General features: G+C 45.5%; 19 protein-coding genes and 1 riboswitch. Of the genes, 8 read left to right on the top strand and 11 right to left on the bottom strand.

The window, feature by feature from the left end; genetic code table 11:
- Nucleotides 1-34: 34 nt before the first annotated feature.
- The gene (pyrE, locus tag FC82_RS10585) at nucleotides 35-670 is read right to left on the bottom strand and encodes an orotate phosphoribosyltransferase (protein ID WP_054761202.1); all 636 of its coding nucleotides are present in this window, start codon (nucleotides 668-670) and stop codon (nucleotides 35-37) included.
- Nucleotides 671-672: 2 nt separating this feature from the next.
- Complete coding sequence (gene pyrF, locus FC82_RS10590) at nucleotides 673-1,383, bottom strand: orotidine-5'-phosphate decarboxylase (protein WP_054761204.1); 711 nt, start codon at nucleotides 1,381-1,383, stop codon at nucleotides 673-675.
- 728 nt (nucleotides 1,384-2,111) lie between these two features.
- Between pyrF and FC82_RS10595 the strand changes: the two genes are divergently transcribed.
- From FC82_RS10595 to FC82_RS10615, 5 genes are all read left to right on the top strand, one after another.
- Entirely contained in the window at nucleotides 2,112-3,344 is a 1,233-nt protein-coding gene (locus tag FC82_RS10595; RefSeq protein ID WP_056996971.1) for an MFS transporter, read from the top strand.
- 49 nt (nucleotides 3,345-3,393) lie between these two features.
- A riboswitch (TPP riboswitch) is annotated at nucleotides 3,394-3,483 on the top strand.
- A gap of 108 nt (nucleotides 3,484-3,591) precedes the next feature.
- Nucleotides 3,592-4,164 (top strand): ECF transporter S component, encoded by a 573-nt coding sequence (locus FC82_RS10600; RefSeq protein ID WP_054761209.1) that lies wholly within the window; start codon nucleotides 3,592-3,594, stop codon nucleotides 4,162-4,164.
- Nucleotides 4,165-4,179: 15 nt separating this feature from the next.
- Entirely contained in the window at nucleotides 4,180-5,619 is a 1,440-nt protein-coding gene (locus FC82_RS10605) for an ABC transporter ATP-binding protein (RefSeq protein WP_056996972.1), read from the top strand.
- Nucleotides 5,616-6,278 (top strand): energy-coupling factor transporter transmembrane component T family protein, encoded by a 663-nt coding sequence (locus FC82_RS10610; protein WP_054761213.1) that lies wholly within the window; start codon nucleotides 5,616-5,618, stop codon nucleotides 6,276-6,278. Before FC82_RS10605 ends, FC82_RS10610 begins: the two co-directional genes overlap by 4 nt.
- A 65-nt stretch (nucleotides 6,279-6,343) precedes the next feature.
- Nucleotides 6,344-6,697 carry a hypothetical protein gene (locus tag FC82_RS10615; RefSeq protein ID WP_054761215.1) on the top strand — a complete coding sequence of 118 codons (354 nt, stop codon included), beginning with the start codon at nucleotides 6,344-6,346 and terminating at the stop codon, nucleotides 6,695-6,697.
- Nucleotides 6,698-6,804: 107 nt separating this feature from the next.
- On the opposite strand, the gene FC82_RS10620 is transcribed toward FC82_RS10615, so the two are convergent.
- From FC82_RS10620 to FC82_RS10630, 3 genes are all read right to left on the bottom strand, one after another.
- Nucleotides 6,805-7,413, bottom strand: coding sequence for a hypothetical protein (locus FC82_RS10620; protein WP_153021007.1), 609 nt, complete (start codon nucleotides 7,411-7,413; stop codon nucleotides 6,805-6,807).
- A 236-nt stretch (nucleotides 7,414-7,649) separates the two neighbouring features.
- Nucleotides 7,650-8,525: a bifunctional 5,10-methylenetetrahydrofolate dehydrogenase/5,10-methenyltetrahydrofolate cyclohydrolase gene (locus FC82_RS10625; protein WP_056996973.1), complete on the bottom strand. Its 876-nt coding sequence runs from the start codon at nucleotides 8,523-8,525 to the stop codon at nucleotides 7,650-7,652.
- Between the two features lie 284 nt (nucleotides 8,526-8,809).
- Complete coding sequence (locus tag FC82_RS10630; RefSeq protein ID WP_056996974.1) at nucleotides 8,810-9,445, bottom strand: C40 family peptidase; 636 nt, start codon at nucleotides 9,443-9,445, stop codon at nucleotides 8,810-8,812.
- Between the two features lie 1,153 nt (nucleotides 9,446-10,598).
- Here FC82_RS10630 and FC82_RS10635 point away from each other — a divergent pair.
- Nucleotides 10,599-10,787, top strand: a complete 189-nt coding sequence (locus FC82_RS10635) for an LBP_cg2779 family protein (protein ID WP_175279805.1) — start codon at nucleotides 10,599-10,601, stop codon at nucleotides 10,785-10,787.
- A 97-nt stretch (nucleotides 10,788-10,884) separates the two neighbouring features.
- On the opposite strand, the gene FC82_RS10640 is transcribed toward FC82_RS10635, so the two are convergent.
- Complete coding sequence (locus FC82_RS10640; protein ID WP_054761219.1) at nucleotides 10,885-11,385, bottom strand: O-acetyl-ADP-ribose deacetylase; 501 nt, start codon at nucleotides 11,383-11,385, stop codon at nucleotides 10,885-10,887.
- Nucleotides 11,386-11,400: 15 nt separating this feature from the next.
- Nucleotides 11,401-11,595, bottom strand: a complete 195-nt coding sequence (locus FC82_RS10645) for a hypothetical protein (protein ID WP_153021008.1) — start codon at nucleotides 11,593-11,595, stop codon at nucleotides 11,401-11,403.
- A 169-nt stretch (nucleotides 11,596-11,764) separates the two neighbouring features.
- Between FC82_RS10645 and FC82_RS10650 the strand changes: the two genes are divergently transcribed.
- Nucleotides 11,765-12,604, top strand: a complete 840-nt coding sequence (locus tag FC82_RS10650) for a DegV family protein (protein WP_063285462.1) — start codon at nucleotides 11,765-11,767, stop codon at nucleotides 12,602-12,604.
- A 92-nt stretch (nucleotides 12,605-12,696) separates the two neighbouring features.
- Here the strand turns inward: FC82_RS10650 and FC82_RS10655 are convergent, their stop codons facing one another.
- The 3 genes from FC82_RS10655 to FC82_RS10665 form a co-directional block, all read right to left on the bottom strand.
- Nucleotides 12,697-13,047 carry a hypothetical protein gene (locus FC82_RS10655; RefSeq protein ID WP_056996976.1) on the bottom strand — a complete coding sequence of 117 codons (351 nt, stop codon included), beginning with the start codon at nucleotides 13,045-13,047 and terminating at the stop codon, nucleotides 12,697-12,699.
- A 12-nt stretch (nucleotides 13,048-13,059) separates the two neighbouring features.
- On the bottom strand, nucleotides 13,060-14,226 hold the full coding sequence (locus FC82_RS10660) for a hypothetical protein (RefSeq protein ID WP_054761225.1): 1,167 nt from the start codon (nucleotides 14,224-14,226) through the stop codon (nucleotides 13,060-13,062).
- Nucleotides 14,227-14,299: 73 nt separating this feature from the next.
- Nucleotides 14,300-15,274: an asparaginase gene (locus FC82_RS10665; protein ID WP_056996977.1), complete on the bottom strand. Its 975-nt coding sequence runs from the start codon at nucleotides 15,272-15,274 to the stop codon at nucleotides 14,300-14,302.
- 724 nt (nucleotides 15,275-15,998) lie between these two features.
- Here FC82_RS10665 and FC82_RS10670 point away from each other — a divergent pair.
- On the top strand, nucleotides 15,999-16,910 hold the full coding sequence (locus FC82_RS10670) for an AEC family transporter (RefSeq protein WP_056996978.1): 912 nt from the start codon (nucleotides 15,999-16,001) through the stop codon (nucleotides 16,908-16,910).
- Nucleotides 16,911-17,088: 178 nt separating this feature from the next.
- On the opposite strand, the gene FC82_RS10675 is transcribed toward FC82_RS10670, so the two are convergent.
- On the bottom strand, nucleotides 17,089-17,775 hold the full coding sequence (locus FC82_RS10675; RefSeq protein ID WP_054761227.1) for a YjjG family noncanonical pyrimidine nucleotidase: 687 nt from the start codon (nucleotides 17,773-17,775) through the stop codon (nucleotides 17,089-17,091).
- Between the last annotated feature and the right edge of the window lie 84 nt (nucleotides 17,776-17,859).

The following is a 17,859-nucleotide window of genomic DNA, read 5'->3' on the forward strand; positions in this document are numbered from 1 at the left end:
ATATCGCAGTCGGTTTCTTGATCAACATTATTAATTACCCTTCCCAGCTCCAAGGGTCTTCTCGCCATTTGCGCAATGACGCGAGTTCAGTTTCATTAATATCGTGCTTCTCACTGGCAACTTCAATTAGGGTGCTGTAATTCGTTAAAGTGTGTAATGAAAGCTTAGCATCGGCAAAATTCTTAACGTGGTCCGGCAGCTCGTACGAGAAGATGGCGACAATACCTAAAACGGTTGCGCCAACGGCTTGAACAGCTTTAGCTGCCCCAAGAACACTACCGCCAGTAGAAATGAGGTCATCGATCAAAACGACTTCATCATCGGCTGTGATCTGACCTTCGATCTGCTTACCAGTCCCGTGATCCTTGGGCTTTGCCCGGACATAACTCATCGGCAGGTTCAGCCGGTCGGCGGCCAGTGCTGCGTGCGGGATGCCAGCGGTTGCAACCCCGGCAATGACCGTTGCTGTTGGGAATTGTTCAGAAATGAGCGCCGTCAGCCCATCAGCAATGTGGGTTCGAACCTTGGGAAACGCAATTGTGCGGCGATTATCTGTATAGATAGGAGATTTGATCCCACTCGCCCACAAAAATGGTTTGTTCGGTGAAAGTGTCACCGCGTTAATATCAAGTAAATCCGCTGCAATTTGTTTTTCAACTGCTACTGTCATGCTTAAATGCCCCATTCCTTTGCGATTGTATGATACGCTGCGACCGGATTCGTTGCTTTAGTGATGGAACGGCCGACAACCAAACCATTACTGCCTAATTCAGCGGCCTTGGCCGGCGTTACAACCCGTTTTTGGTCATCAGCACTGTCGGTGGCCAACCGAATCCCTGGGTTAATGCACAGAAAATCCTTATCGGTGGCCTCATGAATCATCGGATCCTCCAGTGCGGAAGAAATGACGCCATCCGCTCCGCCAGCCTGCGCCAACTGCGCATAATGAACAACGGATGACTTCAAAGTAACTGGAATCAATTGTTCCGTTTGCATCTGGTCTTCAGAAGTTGACGTTAATTGGGTAACAGCCAAAAGCTTGGCTGGTGCCACGCCGGCCTGTTTGCCGCCGTTCACTAACCCCCGCTTAGCCGCCCGAATCATTTCGGACCCACCAGCGGCATGCACCGTAACCATCGACACTTCTTGCTGTCCTAATTGGAACATGGCCTGTTCAACCGTGTTTGGAATGTCGTATAACTTTAAATCTAAAAAGATGTGGATACCACGTTGACGTAACGCTTGAATAATTTTTGGTCCCTCAAAATAAAACAGCTCCATCCCAACTTTCACAAATAGTTGGTCCTGATGTTCAAACTGATCAATAAATGAATAAACCTCGTCACCCGTCTTAAAATCCAACGCAATAATAATTGGCCGCATCTGCTCCACCTTTCTTCTTTTCAAAAAACGAAAAAACCGTCCAGCCCTCGGCTAAACGGTTCGCAGTTTGTCCCCAACCATTGCATTTCAACAGCGGGTTATTCCGGTCACCTTTTTAGTCTCACAGGGCTAAATTAAAGAACTCTTTATGATAGTGTATCGCAACACATTTTAGCCGTCAAGGTGGCTTTCGCTGATTGAGCTTGATGGGCCACCATGCGCCAAAAATCTATAATCTAAAAGTTGCTATGGCGCAATTGTTTCCTTTTACAGACAAAGATCGCGCAGTGAAACTAGTCAATATTTATGAGTGCCACCAACTTGGCTGCGTTATCCCAAAAAGTCATTTTTTATTTTTTGTAGAGGAAAGTTCACCGGGACTATTTAGCTGACTGTTGCTTATGAAAAGTCTTCAACCAAAGTTTCGTAGTAATTTGACAGTTTCACGATTTCCCATATGGTCTGGAATTTTTAATGGCTGTCATGTCAGTGGCATGACTTGATTTGACGTGCAATTACGACCTACCCTGGTGAAGCACCAGATTATGTCACACAACGACCAGTCGGCTTATTTTTTAAAAATCACTTTCAATTAATAAGCAAATAATTATCCAAAAATAACAGTTGCACAAAAAGATAATCTATGACACAATACAGACAACAAAGGACGGCTGCGGCCGTCAAAAATAACGATTGCCTGTGAGCAATCATTTTGGAGGAACTGAATAATGGAAACAACTGCACATGACCACGCGTTAACCACTAACCAAAAGTGGACGATTGCCTCAACGTCAGCTGGATTTGCTTTGGAGAACATGGATGTTTTATTTCTCTCGTTTGCACTTTCGTCGATCATCGCTGAATTACATATCAGCGGTGCCCAAGCTGGGTTGATTTCATCGATCACCAATTTGGGGATGTTAGCGGGTGGTATTTTGTTTGGTGTCATTGCGGATCGGTTTGGCCGGGTCAAGACTTTCTCCCACACCGTCTTCATTTTCGCCATTGCCACAGCGCTGATGTATTTTGCTAGTAACATTTATCTGATTTACGGCTGCCGGTTCTTAGCCGGTGTTGGTGCCGGAGGCGAATACGGCGTTGGCATCACGCTGATTGCCGAAAACTTCAAACACAAAAACATCGGTAAAATGACTTCAATTGCCGCAATTGGCGGCCAAATTGGTGCCATTCTCGCTGCTATCTGCGCATCAGTCATCATTCCAACCCTTGGCTGGCGTGCCCTGTTCCTGTTCGGCTTGATTCCAGTTGTGCTGACCTACTTTATCCGGCGCCATCTTCATGAATCAGACGAGTTTATTGCCGCCAAGAACGCAGTGAAGGATCCGCGGAAACGGGTTCGGATCAGTGCCCTCTTTAAAACACCACAGCTTGCCTATCAATCAGTTGCCCTGATGGTGATGGTTATCGTGCAAATTGCCGGCTACTTTGGCCTGATGAATTGGTTGCCTTCCATCATGCAGCAAAAACTTGGTCTGAGTGTTTCCGGTTCTTCCCTCTGGATGATTGCCACGATTGTCGGTATGAGCATTGGAATGATGACTTTCGGGTCAATCCTGGACTACTTCGGACCGCGACGAGCCTTTGGCATCTTCCTATTATGTTCTGCCGTTTCCGTTTTCGGAATCACCTTAACCTTTAACGAGATTACCCTGTTATTTGCCGGTGCCATTTTGGGCTTCTTCTCAAACGGCATGTTTGGTGGGTACGGTGCCGTTATCAGCCGGCTTTATCCGACTGAAGTCCGGTCGACTGCCAACAACGTTATCGTTAACGTTGGCCGGGCCATTGGTGGTTTCTCATCCGTCGTCATCGGCTTCTTAATGGACCGTTACTCTCTAATCGTAGTCATGGGCTTTCTGGCTGTGCTCTACGTCATTAGCTTCATCACGATGCTGACGATTCCAAGCCTGCACAAATTAGGCCAGGTCAACGAAGGGTAATCTTGTTGATTGCAATCGCCACCATTTCCGTGTAAAATGATGTTAAACTAAACGTTATCTGGGGTGCCTTTTGGCTGAGATACACCCATTGAACCTGATCTGGTCAGTACCAGCGTAGGGAGAATAATGAATGAATTGTGCAATTTTTGATTATTAAAAGCCAAAAGGACGTTTCCAGGATAACTGGGAACGCCCTTTTTTGCAGTCAGACTTCGTTTAGCAACTAAAAATTATAGGGGGCTTCATCATGAAACGTTCAAATGCTTGGCATTTACGCGACATCATTTTATTAGCTTTAATTGCGATCTTCTGTGGGGTTATTTTCTGGGTAATCGGACCGCTATACAACATTCTCACCGTTGCATTAACGCCCGTTGGTCTTGGCCCGGCTGCCAACGATATTCTAATGGGCGTCTGGTGCATGGCTGGTCCGCTGGCCGGTATCATCTTCAAACGAGTCGGCGCCGCTTTCTTAGGCGAATTTCTTGGTTCCGTTGTTGAAATGTTTCTCGGTGGCCAATGGGGCGCCAGCACAATGATCTCTGGGGTCGTTCAGGGGGTTGCCTCTGAACTTGGTTTTACCTTCACCGGTTACAAAAACTTTAACTGGTTGGGGCTGAACATGAGTGTCCTGACGACTACCATCATCACCTTCGCTTGGGACATGGCCCGAAACGGTTATGCCAGCTACCATTTTGGTCTGTTGATTGCCTTGTTCATTATCCGGTTAATTTCAATGTGGATCTTTGGCGGCCTGTTATCTAAAGCCATCACCAACTTATTGGACCGGACACACCTATTGCAAGCACAAACGCGTTAAAAGTGAGGTTTTATAATGGCTACCGTTTCTGTTGACCACCTTTCATTTTCATATACGATCGGTGATGAACCGTTAAAACCGACGCTGACTGACTTATCCATTTCGTTTGTCAGCGGCGGTTTTACGCTACTCACCGGTCCTTCAGGTTCAGGTAAATCAACCCTGTTAAAATTGATTGCCGGATTATATCCCGCCTTTTCTGGGAAGGTCACAGCAGGCCATATTACGCTTAATGATCAACTTCTATCGGAAATTAGTCCAACAAAACGAAGTCAGCTGGTCGCCATGATGTTTCAAAATCCGAACCAACAATTTGCGATGGATACCGTTGAAAACGAACTCGTTTTCGCGTTGGAAAACCAACAATTGCCACCAGTTGACATCATGCCACGAATTGACCGGGCGTTGGCTTTCCTAGAGATTACCGATCTGCGTGACCGCGTGATCAGTACCCTTTCCGGTGGCGAAAAACAAAAGGTGGCATTGGCCGTCATTGTGGCAATGGACACGGATACCATTTTGCTGGACGAACCGTTTGCCAGTGTGGACCCTGATGCTAGGCAACTGTTGCTGGGCAAGTTAGCACGACTACAGCGAGAAGACCACAAAACCATTATTCTAGCTGACCACGACCTTGAAGATTACGGCAACTACATTGATCAAATGGTTGTGATAAACACTGCTGGCACGGCGTTAACACCCTTATCGGCGCAAGAAAAAGATCAGCGGCTGGCCTCATTTAGCAGAAGTAAGACCGACGAAGTCCGTTTTGCACTGCCTGACAAGAAAACGCCACCGGCAATTCAACTCACTGACCTGAAACTCACAGCTGGGACTCGAACCTTACTCAATCAACCAAGCTTTGTATTTTATCGCGACCACGTCACACTGCTCACCGGTCCCAATGGTGTCGGGAAGTCTACTCTGTTGACCGCCATCGCCAAATTACACGATTACAGCGGTTCAATCATTGTTGATCAAACGGAAGTGCGGAAAAGTCGGAAACGCATTTTTTATCAAGAACTGGGTCTCGTTTTTCAGGACGCGGAAGAGCAATTCTTGAATGTAACCGTTGAGGAGGAACTCGCATTATCCACGAAAAATAGTCGTAACGCTGATTATTTCTCGGCTAAACTGCCCGATTTTCTGAAGCAGCTCCGGCTAGACGGATTAAACGACCATGTGGTATACGCACTGAGCGGGGGTCAAAAAAAGAAACTACAAATTTTAGAAATGCTGATGATGGGGACGCCCATCCTGTTATTTGACGAGCCGTTTACGGGGTTAGATTTCACGTCTCTGCAACAGGTGCTTTCGCTAATGCAGCATGTGGCACATGACTGTCACCAGACCTACGTCATTGTTAGCCACCAACTCTATGGTATTGCGGACCTGATCGACTACCACGTTAAGCTTAAAAATCAACAACTGACTTATTCGGAGGTGCTCGCATGAACCCAACGTTAAAATTTTTATTAGCCGTTTTGATTGCCCTAGAAATTTCGTTCACAAGCGTTTGGGTCATCAACGTCGTCTTGGCAGCCCTGGGTCTCATCGTCATCCTGTGGCACAGAACACCATGGAAACGGGTCGGCTTGTTGTTGCTTGTCCCACTGATTCCAGCCACGGCGCTTGCCGTTGCCATGCTGATGCAGGGACGCGGTAACAATAACGTCCATTTTGCTATCGTTTTGTTCACGCGGATCTACGCCTATGTTTTCGTTGGGTCAGCCGCAACTTTAACGACCCCGATCCAAACACTGGTCATGTCCCTGGAACAAAATGCGCACGTACCCAGCAAATTCGCCTATGGTTTTCTTGGCGCTTTCAATCTGATGCCGAAAATCGTCAGCGAAGTTGCAACGATTCGTGCAGCCGGGCAAATGCGCGGTCAAGTCTTACATTTCTGGTCACCGCAACTCTACTTCAAGGCAATCATCGCCTCGCTGAACTGGTCAGAAAACTTGGCTGAAGCTATGACATCACACGGTTTTGTTGAAGAAGCGCCCCGAACGCATTTGACGGTCATCACGACAAGTTGGTGGGACTGGGTGCTCATTATCGTACCGCTTTTGTTGTTACAAGTTGGTTTGTTCGCGATTCCTTTGCCGTAGTCTCATTAATTTCTCACCTTATTTTAAAAAAAGATATATAATAATGTCAAAAGAAGGTGATGGATATGAAACAAAGTTCACTCAAGTTTACAACCTTGTTTGGTGTTATTGTGATCGTCTTGGGCGTCATTCTTGAAATTGGTGCCCTCTTCTATCACGTTGGCAGTCCTGAAAGTGCCGAAATTGTTTTCACTGGCGCAATTGCCGTGACAGTGGGTCACGCCTTTTTCGGACTCGACTCGTTGACACTCTCACTGGTGTTGACCACCATCAGTTCGCTTGGGGTTGGCTATTTTGTTCTCATTCAAACCCATCTGAATTGGTTGTGGGCCATCATCGCTTTTATCGCTTTCTATGCCTTTATCCTATCCATGTTCAAACTGCGCGATTCAGTTCGCCGCCGTCACAATTCATGGTGAAGACACGGCTAAGATCAACCCAGCTAACCGCTGAGACGTGAAAAAATCCCCAATCAAGGATCCGGACTGGATCTTTGATTGGGGATTTTTGTAATGTTATGTCTCGCTTAATAAGCTGTCCCAACAACGTAGTAGGTTGCCCCACCATCTTTAGACTGCAGGAGTTGGCCTGTTGAGTTAGTTTTAAACCATGCCACTGTTGGACTTGTATTCGGATCAACATACTTCGCCCGCATGTTAGGAGACTGGTGATTTTCTCGAACCTGTACGGTGTAAATATTAGTACTGGTCTGAGTAATCTGCATGATTAGATCCTGTCTTGCATACGCACCGCTCATTAACCGATAAATACGCTCAGTCAGGGTGTTTTGATTAATTGTCGGCCCCTGGGTAGTCGATGAACTGGTTTGATCAGCAGACTGACTCGTCGTCGCATCAGAGTTTGCAGTCGTAGAGCTAGTGCTGTCAGCGCTTGTTGTGCTCGATGACTGAACCGTATAGTTGGCACCGTTGCTTGAAGCGCTGGAGGAACTGACCGCGCTCGACGATGACGTTTTATCTGCCGTGGTCGTCGTCTTCGTGTCCTTTTTCTTAGCTGACTGACTCGTCGTCGTTTCAGCCTTTTTAGTTGATCCTGATTGGCTGCTGCTATTGCCGCAACCAACGAGGAGTGTACTGAGTGCGAGTGGTACCATCAATTTCAAAATAGTTTTCATAATCGCGGTAATAACCAAGTCTTGGTCTTACCCACCCTCCTTTTTCTTCAACTTACCTTAATTATAGCATTAAGTGTTGGCAAAAGTGGTAGTGATGGACAAGATTTCCAATAAAATGTAAGGGTTTCCATTATTGACATACCACAATTCTTATAATTGTGTTGTTTGTGAAAAGTCATTCGGTAATTTGGACTAAAAAACACCTGCCATATTTTTGACAGGTGCGAGGTTTCGTTTTATAGGACACTTTGTTTTTGTCGTTGTTGACTAAATTTACCCTCAGCTAATTCCAAAGTTTGTTGCATCAGGGTTGTAATCGTCATGGGGCCAACGCCACCCGGAACGGGGGTAATTTTACCCGCAACCTTTACGGCCTCGTCAAAATCAACGTCACCGACCAAATTACCGGCCTTATCACGGTCCATGCCAACATCAATAACAGTTGCCCCAGGCTTAATATCGCGCCCTTTAATTAAGTGAGCCACGCCGGTCGCAACAATGAGAATGTCTGCAGTTTGAGTGATACTGCTCATGTCTTTTGTGTAGATGTGCGTATACGTCACGGTTGCGTTTCGGTTCAACAGCATTGCGCCAAGCGGACGGCCGACAATGTTCGAACTACCGACCATGACCGCGTGGGCACCTTCTAACGGTACTTTGTAAGTATCCAGCATCGTCATAATTCCTCGCGGCGTGCACGGCACGGGATATGCTTCGTCGCTGTTTGCAAACAATCGACCCAAGTTTACAGGACTGAAACCATCAACGTCTTTGCTTGGAAGAATGGCCTGAATGATGGCCGATTCATCGATTTGTTTTGGTAACGGCAGCTGCACCAAGATGCCGTGAATGCTAGCATCACGATTATAGTCGTGAATTACCGCCAACAATTCTTCTTGTGTGGTGTCATCCGGCATCCGTTTATCAATTGAGTGAATACCGACGAGTTTTGCCTTGCGGTGCTTATTGCGAACGTAGATTTGACTAGCGGGATCATGGCCTACTAAAATAACGGCGAGCTTTGGATCAATGCCGTCTGACTTTAATGTGTTCACTTTTTCAATAATGGACGCATCCATTTGCTTAGATAACCCTTTACCATCAATTAACATCAGTGTTTGAAGTCTCCTTATGCAGTGCCAAAGTGCCGTCTCATTTTCAAAGAATTTCATTGATTCAAAATCAATTGAAACCTTTTTCTATCATTGCAATCATACACTAATCCCAGATTGACCACAACCAATAAACACAAACTTTAATCATCGCTTAATTAAAAGCGTTCGCTTATTGAAGCAATTCACATTCCATTTGTCGCTCATTTAACAGATATAGATGTAAAATAAAGAGGCTTAGCAAAAAAGTGCTTTGCTGAGCCCCCTCAACCATTTTCATTTAATTAGCTGTTTACTTTTCCCGCAAAACTCGGCTTAAAGTAGCTGCTGATCGTTTGAACCTGGACGTTTTCTCCGGGTTCCGGTGCCGCAACGTATTGATTGTTGCCAATGTAAATGGCAACGTGGTAGCTTGCGCCTTGTTTGCCCCAGAAGAGCAAATCACCAGCCTGTGCATCAGAAACGGCTTCCTTTGTGACCTTAGACTCCTGCGTTACGGTGTAATGACCAAGCGTGATGCCAGCAGCGTGCTGGTAAACATAATCGGTTAACCCAGAACAGTCCATCCCCTTCAGAGATTCACCGCCCCAAACGTAAGGGATATTTTCAGTAGCAAGTTCTTTAGCCAAAGCAACGACTTTTTTGGCAGTCGTGCTGGAAGTCGAACTAGTACTGGTACTCGACGAACTAGTTGCATCTGCGGTGGTACTCGATGCACTAGCCGTCGAAGCACTAGTCGTCGACGAAGTTGCAGAACTGGATGTATCACTGTCAGAAGTTGAATTAACAGCGTCATGAGCAGCCTGGGTTTCAGTCTGATTAGGTAAAGCCTGAATGCTAGCCGCGTGAGCACTAACCGTTGTGACACCAAACAGTGCAACGGAAGCAGCAAGTGCTAAAAGTGGTTTTTTGAAAGTCATAGGAACACCTCATCTACATAGTTTTCGTTAGGTTTCATTATATCAATAAATTAATGATAACGCGTGAAGATAACTAGAAGATTACGTGAAGGTGATGATTTGGTGACAGAGTGTGGAAGAAGGCGTTTAGAGGGCGGAGCGTAAGTAACTTTCGGCATCAAATCCTGGGCTTGGATTTGGTGCCGGAAGTTGCTTACGCAGGAGCCCTCTGCCTTCTGGAACACGTTTCGACGCCATATTAGCAAGACCACTAAACTGACTGGGCCTGTATGGAAGAGTGTGGAAGGAAGCGTTTAAGGAGTGGAGTGTAAGGGACTTTGGGCAAAAAATCCCGGTCTTGGATTATTTGTCCGAAGTCCCTTACATGCAACTCCTTGCTTCCTGGAACACGTTTATACGCCATAACAGCAATTCCACTATGCTGACCGGGCCTGTATGGAAGAGTGTGGAAGAAGGCGTTTAGAGGGCGGAGCGTAAGTAACTTTCGGCATCAAATCCTGGGCTTGGATTTGGTGCCAGAAGTTGCTTACGCAGGAGCCCTCTGCCTTCTGGAACACGTTTCGACAACATATTAGCAAGACCACTAAACTGACTGGGCCTGTATGGAAGAGTGTGGAAGGAAGCGTTTAAGGAGTGGAGTGTAAGGGACTTTGGGCAAAAAATCCCGGTCTTGGATTATTTGTCCGAAGTCCCTTACATGCAACTCCTTGCTTCCTGGAACACGTTTATACGCCATATTAGCAAAACCAAAACGCTGACCGAACATTTATCATCAATGTATGTAAGCCCTCGAAAAAACAGCTCCCTTGCTCCCAACACCCATTTCAACATGGCCTCAAAAAAATCAAACACCTCGAAAACTACTTCACGGTACCAAACCCTCCCCTAAAAACAAACCGCTTAAATCCTCTGTACCAACCTGAAATTTCACTCAAAATAAACAAGTGAAACTTGCACACTTAAGCATTCGCCAAAAACAGATTCAACAAAACATCCCAAGTTCGCGAGTTAGCACACAATTTCAGCCAATTTGTGGGTAACAACAAACCCCGCCACTTCAGTCTTTCCCACACAAGCCCACACGCAATATTGTTCATTCAGCGCTAAATCGGCTATAATAAGGTTAGACCAAATCAAAAGGTGGAGGGATCTTATGGAACAAGAAATGAGCGCTATTGCTGAGAAAATCATTGGATACCAAAAAAAGCACAATTTGACTGATACTGAACTCGCACTGAATCTTCATATCACGGTCGAACGACTTCACAACATCAAATCAATGGAAAGCCAGCCGACCGCTGAGGAAACCGCTGAGCTCACAAAGTTCATCGGTAGCAAATAGTTGGTTTACGACATATAAAAACGTCAAATAAAAGATGATGACTGATCACGAACAAGCGCTCGTAATCAGTCATCATCTTTTTCTTTTAAAAATTCAATTAATCCAGTTCGTTTAAAACAGCCTGATATGCCGAAAAGGCTGCGTCCTCAAAACAGACCATAGTGACCTGCAGCGGTGCGTCAAATTGAGCGATAGCAGTCAAAGCAATCTTAGCTGCCGCCTTTAAGGGATACCCGTAAACGCCGGTGCTGATCGATGGAAAAGCGATTGTTTGACACCCGTTTTCAACCGCGCGCTTTAAACTATTCACGTAGCACGCCCGCAACAATTTCGGTTCTTCAAACGACCCATCACGCCAGATGGGTCCCGGTGTATGGATCACAAAACGAGCTGGTAAGCGAAAACCTGGGGTGACCTTCGCCTCTCCTGTTGGACAGCCGCCCAGTTTGCGGCAGGCAATGTCGAGTTCTGGTCCAGCTGCCCGGTGGATGGCGCCATCGACCCCGCCACCGCCAACCAGACCAGTATTAGCGGCGTTAACGATTGCATCAACCTTCATTGTCGTGATATCACCCTGAATAACGCTGATCTGTGCCAAATTGAAGCCTCCTATCTATTTTTGCCGTGACCACCAGTGACGTTTTTTCTTTGCTGATTCATCACTGGTACCGTCTTTTTTCTGTGCTTTCATCCGAGCCATACCCACCTGCATGGGATTCATGGCAAGCGCATTAATGTCTAATTTCTTCTTAGTAGCCGCTGTTTCCTCAGTTGATTCTTCCTGTGTATGATTTTGATTTTCTGTCATGATTTCATCCTCGATATCTGTCAATTCCGACAATTTACTGTATAATAGTCGGTGTTGGTTTACCACCATTATAACGCCCGCAATCAAAGATGTGGGCATTTGGCAACCAACTTACCAGCGAGCGTCATTTGATTAGTTAAGGTCATTCATTTAAAACGAGGTGTCGCTATTGAGTATCCAGATTGTGACGGATTCAACCGTTCAATTAACCGAAGAAGAATTAAACGACTTACCCATTACTGTTGTGCCATTAGTCGTCCGCATTGGCGATAAAGAGTATTTTAATAATGGAAAAGATATTACCAATATTGAAATTCTCAGTCACTTAACGGGGGATGAAGAACTGCCTAAAACTAGCCAGCCCTCCATTGGCCAATTTCTTGAAGTATTCAACGACATTGGTGATGCCGGTGACGAGGTGTTGTGTCTTAATTTAACACACCATCTCAGCGGCACGGTAAACGCCGCGCGCCAGGCTGCCGATATTACAGAAACAAAGGTCACAGTGATCGATTCATTGTCAATTGATCGTGGGCTGGCGTTTCAGGTCATCACCGCCGCAAAAATGGCGAAGAACCACGCGCCGTTGGAAAACATCCTCAACGCCATTGAGTTACACAGGGAAAACACGGAAATCTATGTTTTTTTAAACACATTGGAAAACTTGATCAAGGGCGGCCGTCTCAGCCGGACAGCGGGCGGCATCGCCAACCTCCTGCACATCAAAGTCGTTGCTGAGGTCAAGAACGGTGCGTTGCAGGTTGCTTCAAAGGGCCGGGGCAAGCGATTCTTGAACAAACAAATTGATGAGCTGGTGGCTCGCATTCAACTACTATCCCCAGCCAAAGTTGGCCTGACTCATGTGGATAATTTGACACAGTCCAGTGAGATTGCAGGCCGAATCCACGAAAGTCTGCCTAACACAGAAATTACAATTCACGAAGCAGGTCCAGTTATCAGTACCTATACTGGTTTAGGGGCACTGGCGGTTGAATTCTATACAGATTAACCTAAAAAGAAGATTCAGTTCATTTCCGAATACGGACATTGAACTAAATCTTCTTTTTATTTTGCAACACCAATGAATACCACGCGCTTTAACTATCGATCCTGCTGTTTAGCACCGTTAGCCTGGTTCCGCTTGAGGTTTTCTGAATGCTGCTTTGTTTGCTGTTCTTTTTTTAACTGTTCAACTTCTGCCGCCCGTTCTTTTGCCGCTTTTTCTTTTGCTTGAGAACGCGCTTTGAAGTAATTATAAACGGCCACCACAATGAAGCCGAGAATCACTTGAAATGGGAACGATATTAGGGTGCTCATCGAGTACGGTTTATGCGTCATCGGCGGGACTGCTAAATCATAAATGATGAGCAGAATCGTCATCGCCATGACCACTTGAATTGTATCTCGAATCCACTTCGGCAGCTTAGCCCACCATTTCCATATCTGATCCACTACAAATTCCTCCTACAACTCACCCTGGTTACGCAATTCCTTTTCCAACAATTGAGCATCCATGTAATCAAACGCGACTTCATCCACATCGGCAATTTCAAACATGGTCCCTAATGGATCAATGATCATGCCCTCTTCGACCTGGTGAAAGATAAATTGCTTATCATCCAGCCGGCTCAGATAACCAGTGATGCTTTGATCATCGTGCAGCTGGATCCGCACGATGCGCCGCAGTGCTACCGATTGCCCAAGAATCATCGAAAAGAGGTCAGTGGTCGGGTCAAAGAGCCGTTCATCATTAAGTCCAGGCTGCTTTGTCACACCCACCCGCTGATTGATACTGATAAATGTTTCCACGACCTGCAAATAATCCGACCGCGTAATAACTTGTTGGATGGCACTCAGTTTAGTCAGCCAGTAACCGCCAAATTGACCAGCCATATCAACCAGATTAACCAGCACCATATCGTTGGTCAGCGTGTTGACTCGGCCAACAAAGAACATGCCTTCATCCGCCTTTGGATTCAATGAAACTAACGCATTTGTTTCAAACGCGTGTTGCAGTGCCTCTTGAATCCCTGTCTGGCTCTCTACTTGATGGGTCGTGACGGGCGGCATATTCTCAAATACCCCCATCGCAACGGTCTGTAACGTCAGTTCTTTACCTTCAAACTCCACAAGAAGAATGTCAGCAAAATCAAACGTCAGCTTAGGTTTATCATGTAGGTCAAACTTATTAAACACCTGAAAATCCACGTCATAATCCGAAATTCGGGTAACCTGACCTTCATAAAATTTATCAGAATCGCGTTCAACCACCATGATGGTACTTTCATTGACCATCGCATTTTCCAACACTTGGCGTATCAGGGGTCGTTTTAAATTAAACGCTGATGTTAGTTTACCATAACTCACAAAGTGAGACTGCTGTGCGTTTTCAATTCGAAATCGCATACTGTCCAGATCATCACTGTCGAACTCAACAAACTCAATAGCCTCAAAGGTTAAATAGACGGCACCATCCTCGATACCGCTATCATCAAACGTGGTCAAAACGATACCAAGTTCGTCAATAATGTTGACATAACCGGTATACACGACGTTTTGATTGAGTTGATAGACGTTGACTAAGGCTTTTCGCTGCAGCGCAAACCTTAGGTCGTTTACGATTGAATTCAAATTGTCTCACCTCTTTTTCAATATTCTCAAACAGCTATGATAGCACATCTAGGCCTGAATTACTTAGAATTAACTACGAAATTGCGTTGCTGACAAATTCTCTTAACTTTTGACCAGTAAGTCCGCCGCTCAATCCGACTAACAATTTGATCCGGGCCTTTTGCCCGTTCAAACCCTGGCATAAAATGAGTCCCATCTTGGTCAGTTCAATGCCGCCGCCCTCATAATCGTAAATATCCTGAGCAACGCCATTGTAACAGCGCGAAACGAGAACGATAGGAATTCTCAACGCTAACAATTTTTCAATTGCCGGCAACGTTGCGGGCGGCAGGTTCCCAGCACCAAGACCTTCAATGACGAGTCCCTTCGTATCGGGTGATGCAATAGCATTAAACAACGTCCCACCCATTCCAGCGTAGGCTTTGATCAAGTACACACCATCTTCAACGTGATCGAGGGCGCAGGTCGACTGCTGGATCAGTTCTTGGAAGTATTGCGCTTTGCCTTTGGCAACGACACCTATTGGTCCAAACGTTGGCGTTCGAAACGTTGCCACATTAGTGGTATGCGTTTTTGTCACATAACGGGCGGTATGAATCTCGTCGTTCATGACGACCAACGCACCCTTGCCTTTTGATTCCGGCGTAGCGGCCACCATAATTGCACTTTGAAAGTTATACAGCCCATCTGATCCGATTTCGTTAGATGACCGCATCGCACCCGTTAGAACGATGGGGATATCACTGGTCTGAGTCAGGTCTAAAAAATACGCCGTTTCTTCCAGCGTGTCTGTCCCGTGGGTGATCACGACCCCATCGACACCCTCCTGCACCGCTTGGTCAATGCGTTGTTTGATTTGCAGCATCACGGCTGGGGTCACATGAGGGGAAGGCAGGTTAAACATCTCATCAGTTACTAAATTGACCTGGCCATTTAAAATAGTGGCTTCCTTGGCGATTGGGTTTTCTGCGTTCGGCACCACTTCGCCCTTTTCATTTTGCGACATTGAAATCGTGCCGCCGGTATGAATTGCTAAAATTGTTTTCATAATTTACCTCAGTATTTAATTTAATGGGTTACATAAAAAAGTACAAATGAAGCTTACAATATCGTATTTTACCCGCGTTACTGTCAAAATAAGTTAAAATATAGTAAAAGATGACACACGTCCGAGGCGACTAATCATGAAGAGGTTACGCGATCTCATCAGCGTGCCAACGTTACTCACGTTTGATAAAGGAGGGATTCAGGATGCCGGAGGAACCAGATAAACGACACACACCAGGCGGGTTACCTAAAATCCAGGTGACTGTAAAAACCCCGCCCAGCTCTGGTGGTTTAACCAATTGGGGACCCATTTCTCAATGGGTTGTTGACAGTCTAAAGCATCTTTTCCACCATCGGAAATAAAGTGACTCATGCAACACCGTGATGAGAGGATTATCGCTGTCTAACGGGCGAAATCCTTTTTATTTTGTCGACAATCAAGCACATATTATTCTCATAATCGTTGTTTATTCATTTTTCATCAAGTACTGAATATCCACTTTTTGTTATTTTGACGAGAAAATTCTCTGCCATCGTTTTTATATAATCGCCATTAAATCAGGACTTAAATAATTAAAAAAGAAATAATAGTTCTGATAGCTGTCAAAATCCATTGCCACGCACAATTAAGTGAAAATGAGAGTCTCTAATATTTTTTCATAATCTTGTAATTAAAATCATTTGTTGTATAATTTTACATTAACAGGTCGAGAGGAGATGTCATTGTGTTAAAAACTTTGATTTTTGCGTTATTACCCATTATTGTCACGATTGCGTTAGGCTACTTTGCTGCTGCCAGAGACTATTTCGATGATCATGACAGTCAAATGTTTGTCCGGCTGGTCATGAATTTTATGTTACCCCTGAGCGTTTTTTCCGGTATCTGGAGTACACCCCGAAAAATCATCATTAAGGATATTCCGTTGGCAGCCTGGCTGCTGGTCAGCATGGTGGGTTGCTATATTATCTTTCTCATTATCAACCGGTACTTGTTTCACACTTCGCTACATATCTCGACGCTGCGCGCAATGTCCGTGGCCGACCCTTCAGTTCCATTTATCGGATCAGCTATTTTACCCCTTATTTTCGGTGCTTCACAGAGTGCCATTACGATCGGTGTTTGTACATTGATCATTAACATTTTGATTCTGCCAACCGTCTTCGCAACGCTGAGCAGCGACGCCAGTCTTGGCTCACGGTTATTAGGAACATTGAAGAAACCACTTGTTGCAGCGGCGTTACTCGGGCTTATTTTGGCTCTCGTCGGCTGGCAAATGCCAGAGGACCTCAGCGGTTCCTTTGAACTATTGGGCAAAGGTGCTGGCGGATTAGCCATTTTTGCCACCGGGATCGTCCTGTTCACCCGGAAGATTTTGGTCAACAGAGCAATTGTTGCAACGGTCTTTTCGAAAAACATTCTGTTTCCAATTGTTATTTGGGGCATCATGTTGGCATTCGGCGCAACGTCAGAACTGCAACGGCTGGTCGTCTTGACCCTAGCTATCCCAACGGCGACAATGCCAACGACCTTAGCCATTCAATTCAACGTTAACGAATCAGAACTAGCATCAACTCAATTTTGGAGTACTGTGTGTTCCTTTATCACGCTAGCAGCATTCCTGGTGGCACTGAGTTAAAGTCATTAATGACCAATCAAACAGATTTCGGTGCCTAAACCACAAGCCATCCATGCATTTCTAAACTTAAAAAACGGACACTGTCGTTCTGTGCCATCCGTATAGACTTGACCCATCTAAACCCCTTGTGGGCTTTAGATGGGTCAGTTGTCTTATAAGCCACTCATTTTGTCACTTGCTACGCCACAATGGTCTCCAGCTGCAACAAATGATCAATTTCAAAAGTTGGTATCTCACCTGATTCATTCGGCTTTTTCAGCGGGTTAAACCACACCGAATCCAAATCAAACCCGTTGGCGCCCTTAATATCAGATGTCAGAGAATCACCGATAACCAGCGTTTTACGCCTATCGAAAGCGACAATATTAGCGGCAACCTGTTCAAAAAATTTCAATTCAGGCTTCTGAGCACCGATGATTTCCGAGATGAACACCTGCTGAAAATACTGGGCAATGTTGGCTTCATCAAGCCGTTTTTGCTGGGTCGCTGCAACACCGTTCGTCACAATATATAAATCATGTTTCTGACTGAGATCCAACACAAGTTGCAGTGCTTCTGGTTCCAAATCATGCCCCTCCGCCAGGTGGTTGCGATAAACGGTTTCCGCCTGAGAAAAATCTACTTCCGGATGGCCAACGTGAACAAATAAATCATGAAATCGTTTGACCAGCATCTCTGGCCGCGTCAGTTGACCGACTTCAAATTTTCGCCAAAGTGATTCATTCAGTTCGTGATAATACTGATAAGTATCCGTGTCCAGCGGTAATTCTAAATCGCGAAACAGGTTGTTTAATGCTTGACGTTCCGCCGACTGAAAATCCAATAGTGTATCATCAACATCAAACAGTAGGGTTTGATAACTCATTGAACAGCCTCCTAGACTATCATTTTATAGTTGTGCTCACATTTACTCTGTATAGAATCAAATGTTCTCCGACAAGAAGCTACG

This window comes from Secundilactobacillus collinoides DSM 20515 = JCM 1123 (genome assembly GCF_001435975.1).
Classification (GTDB): Bacteria; Bacillota; Bacilli; order Lactobacillales; family Lactobacillaceae; genus Secundilactobacillus; species Secundilactobacillus collinoides.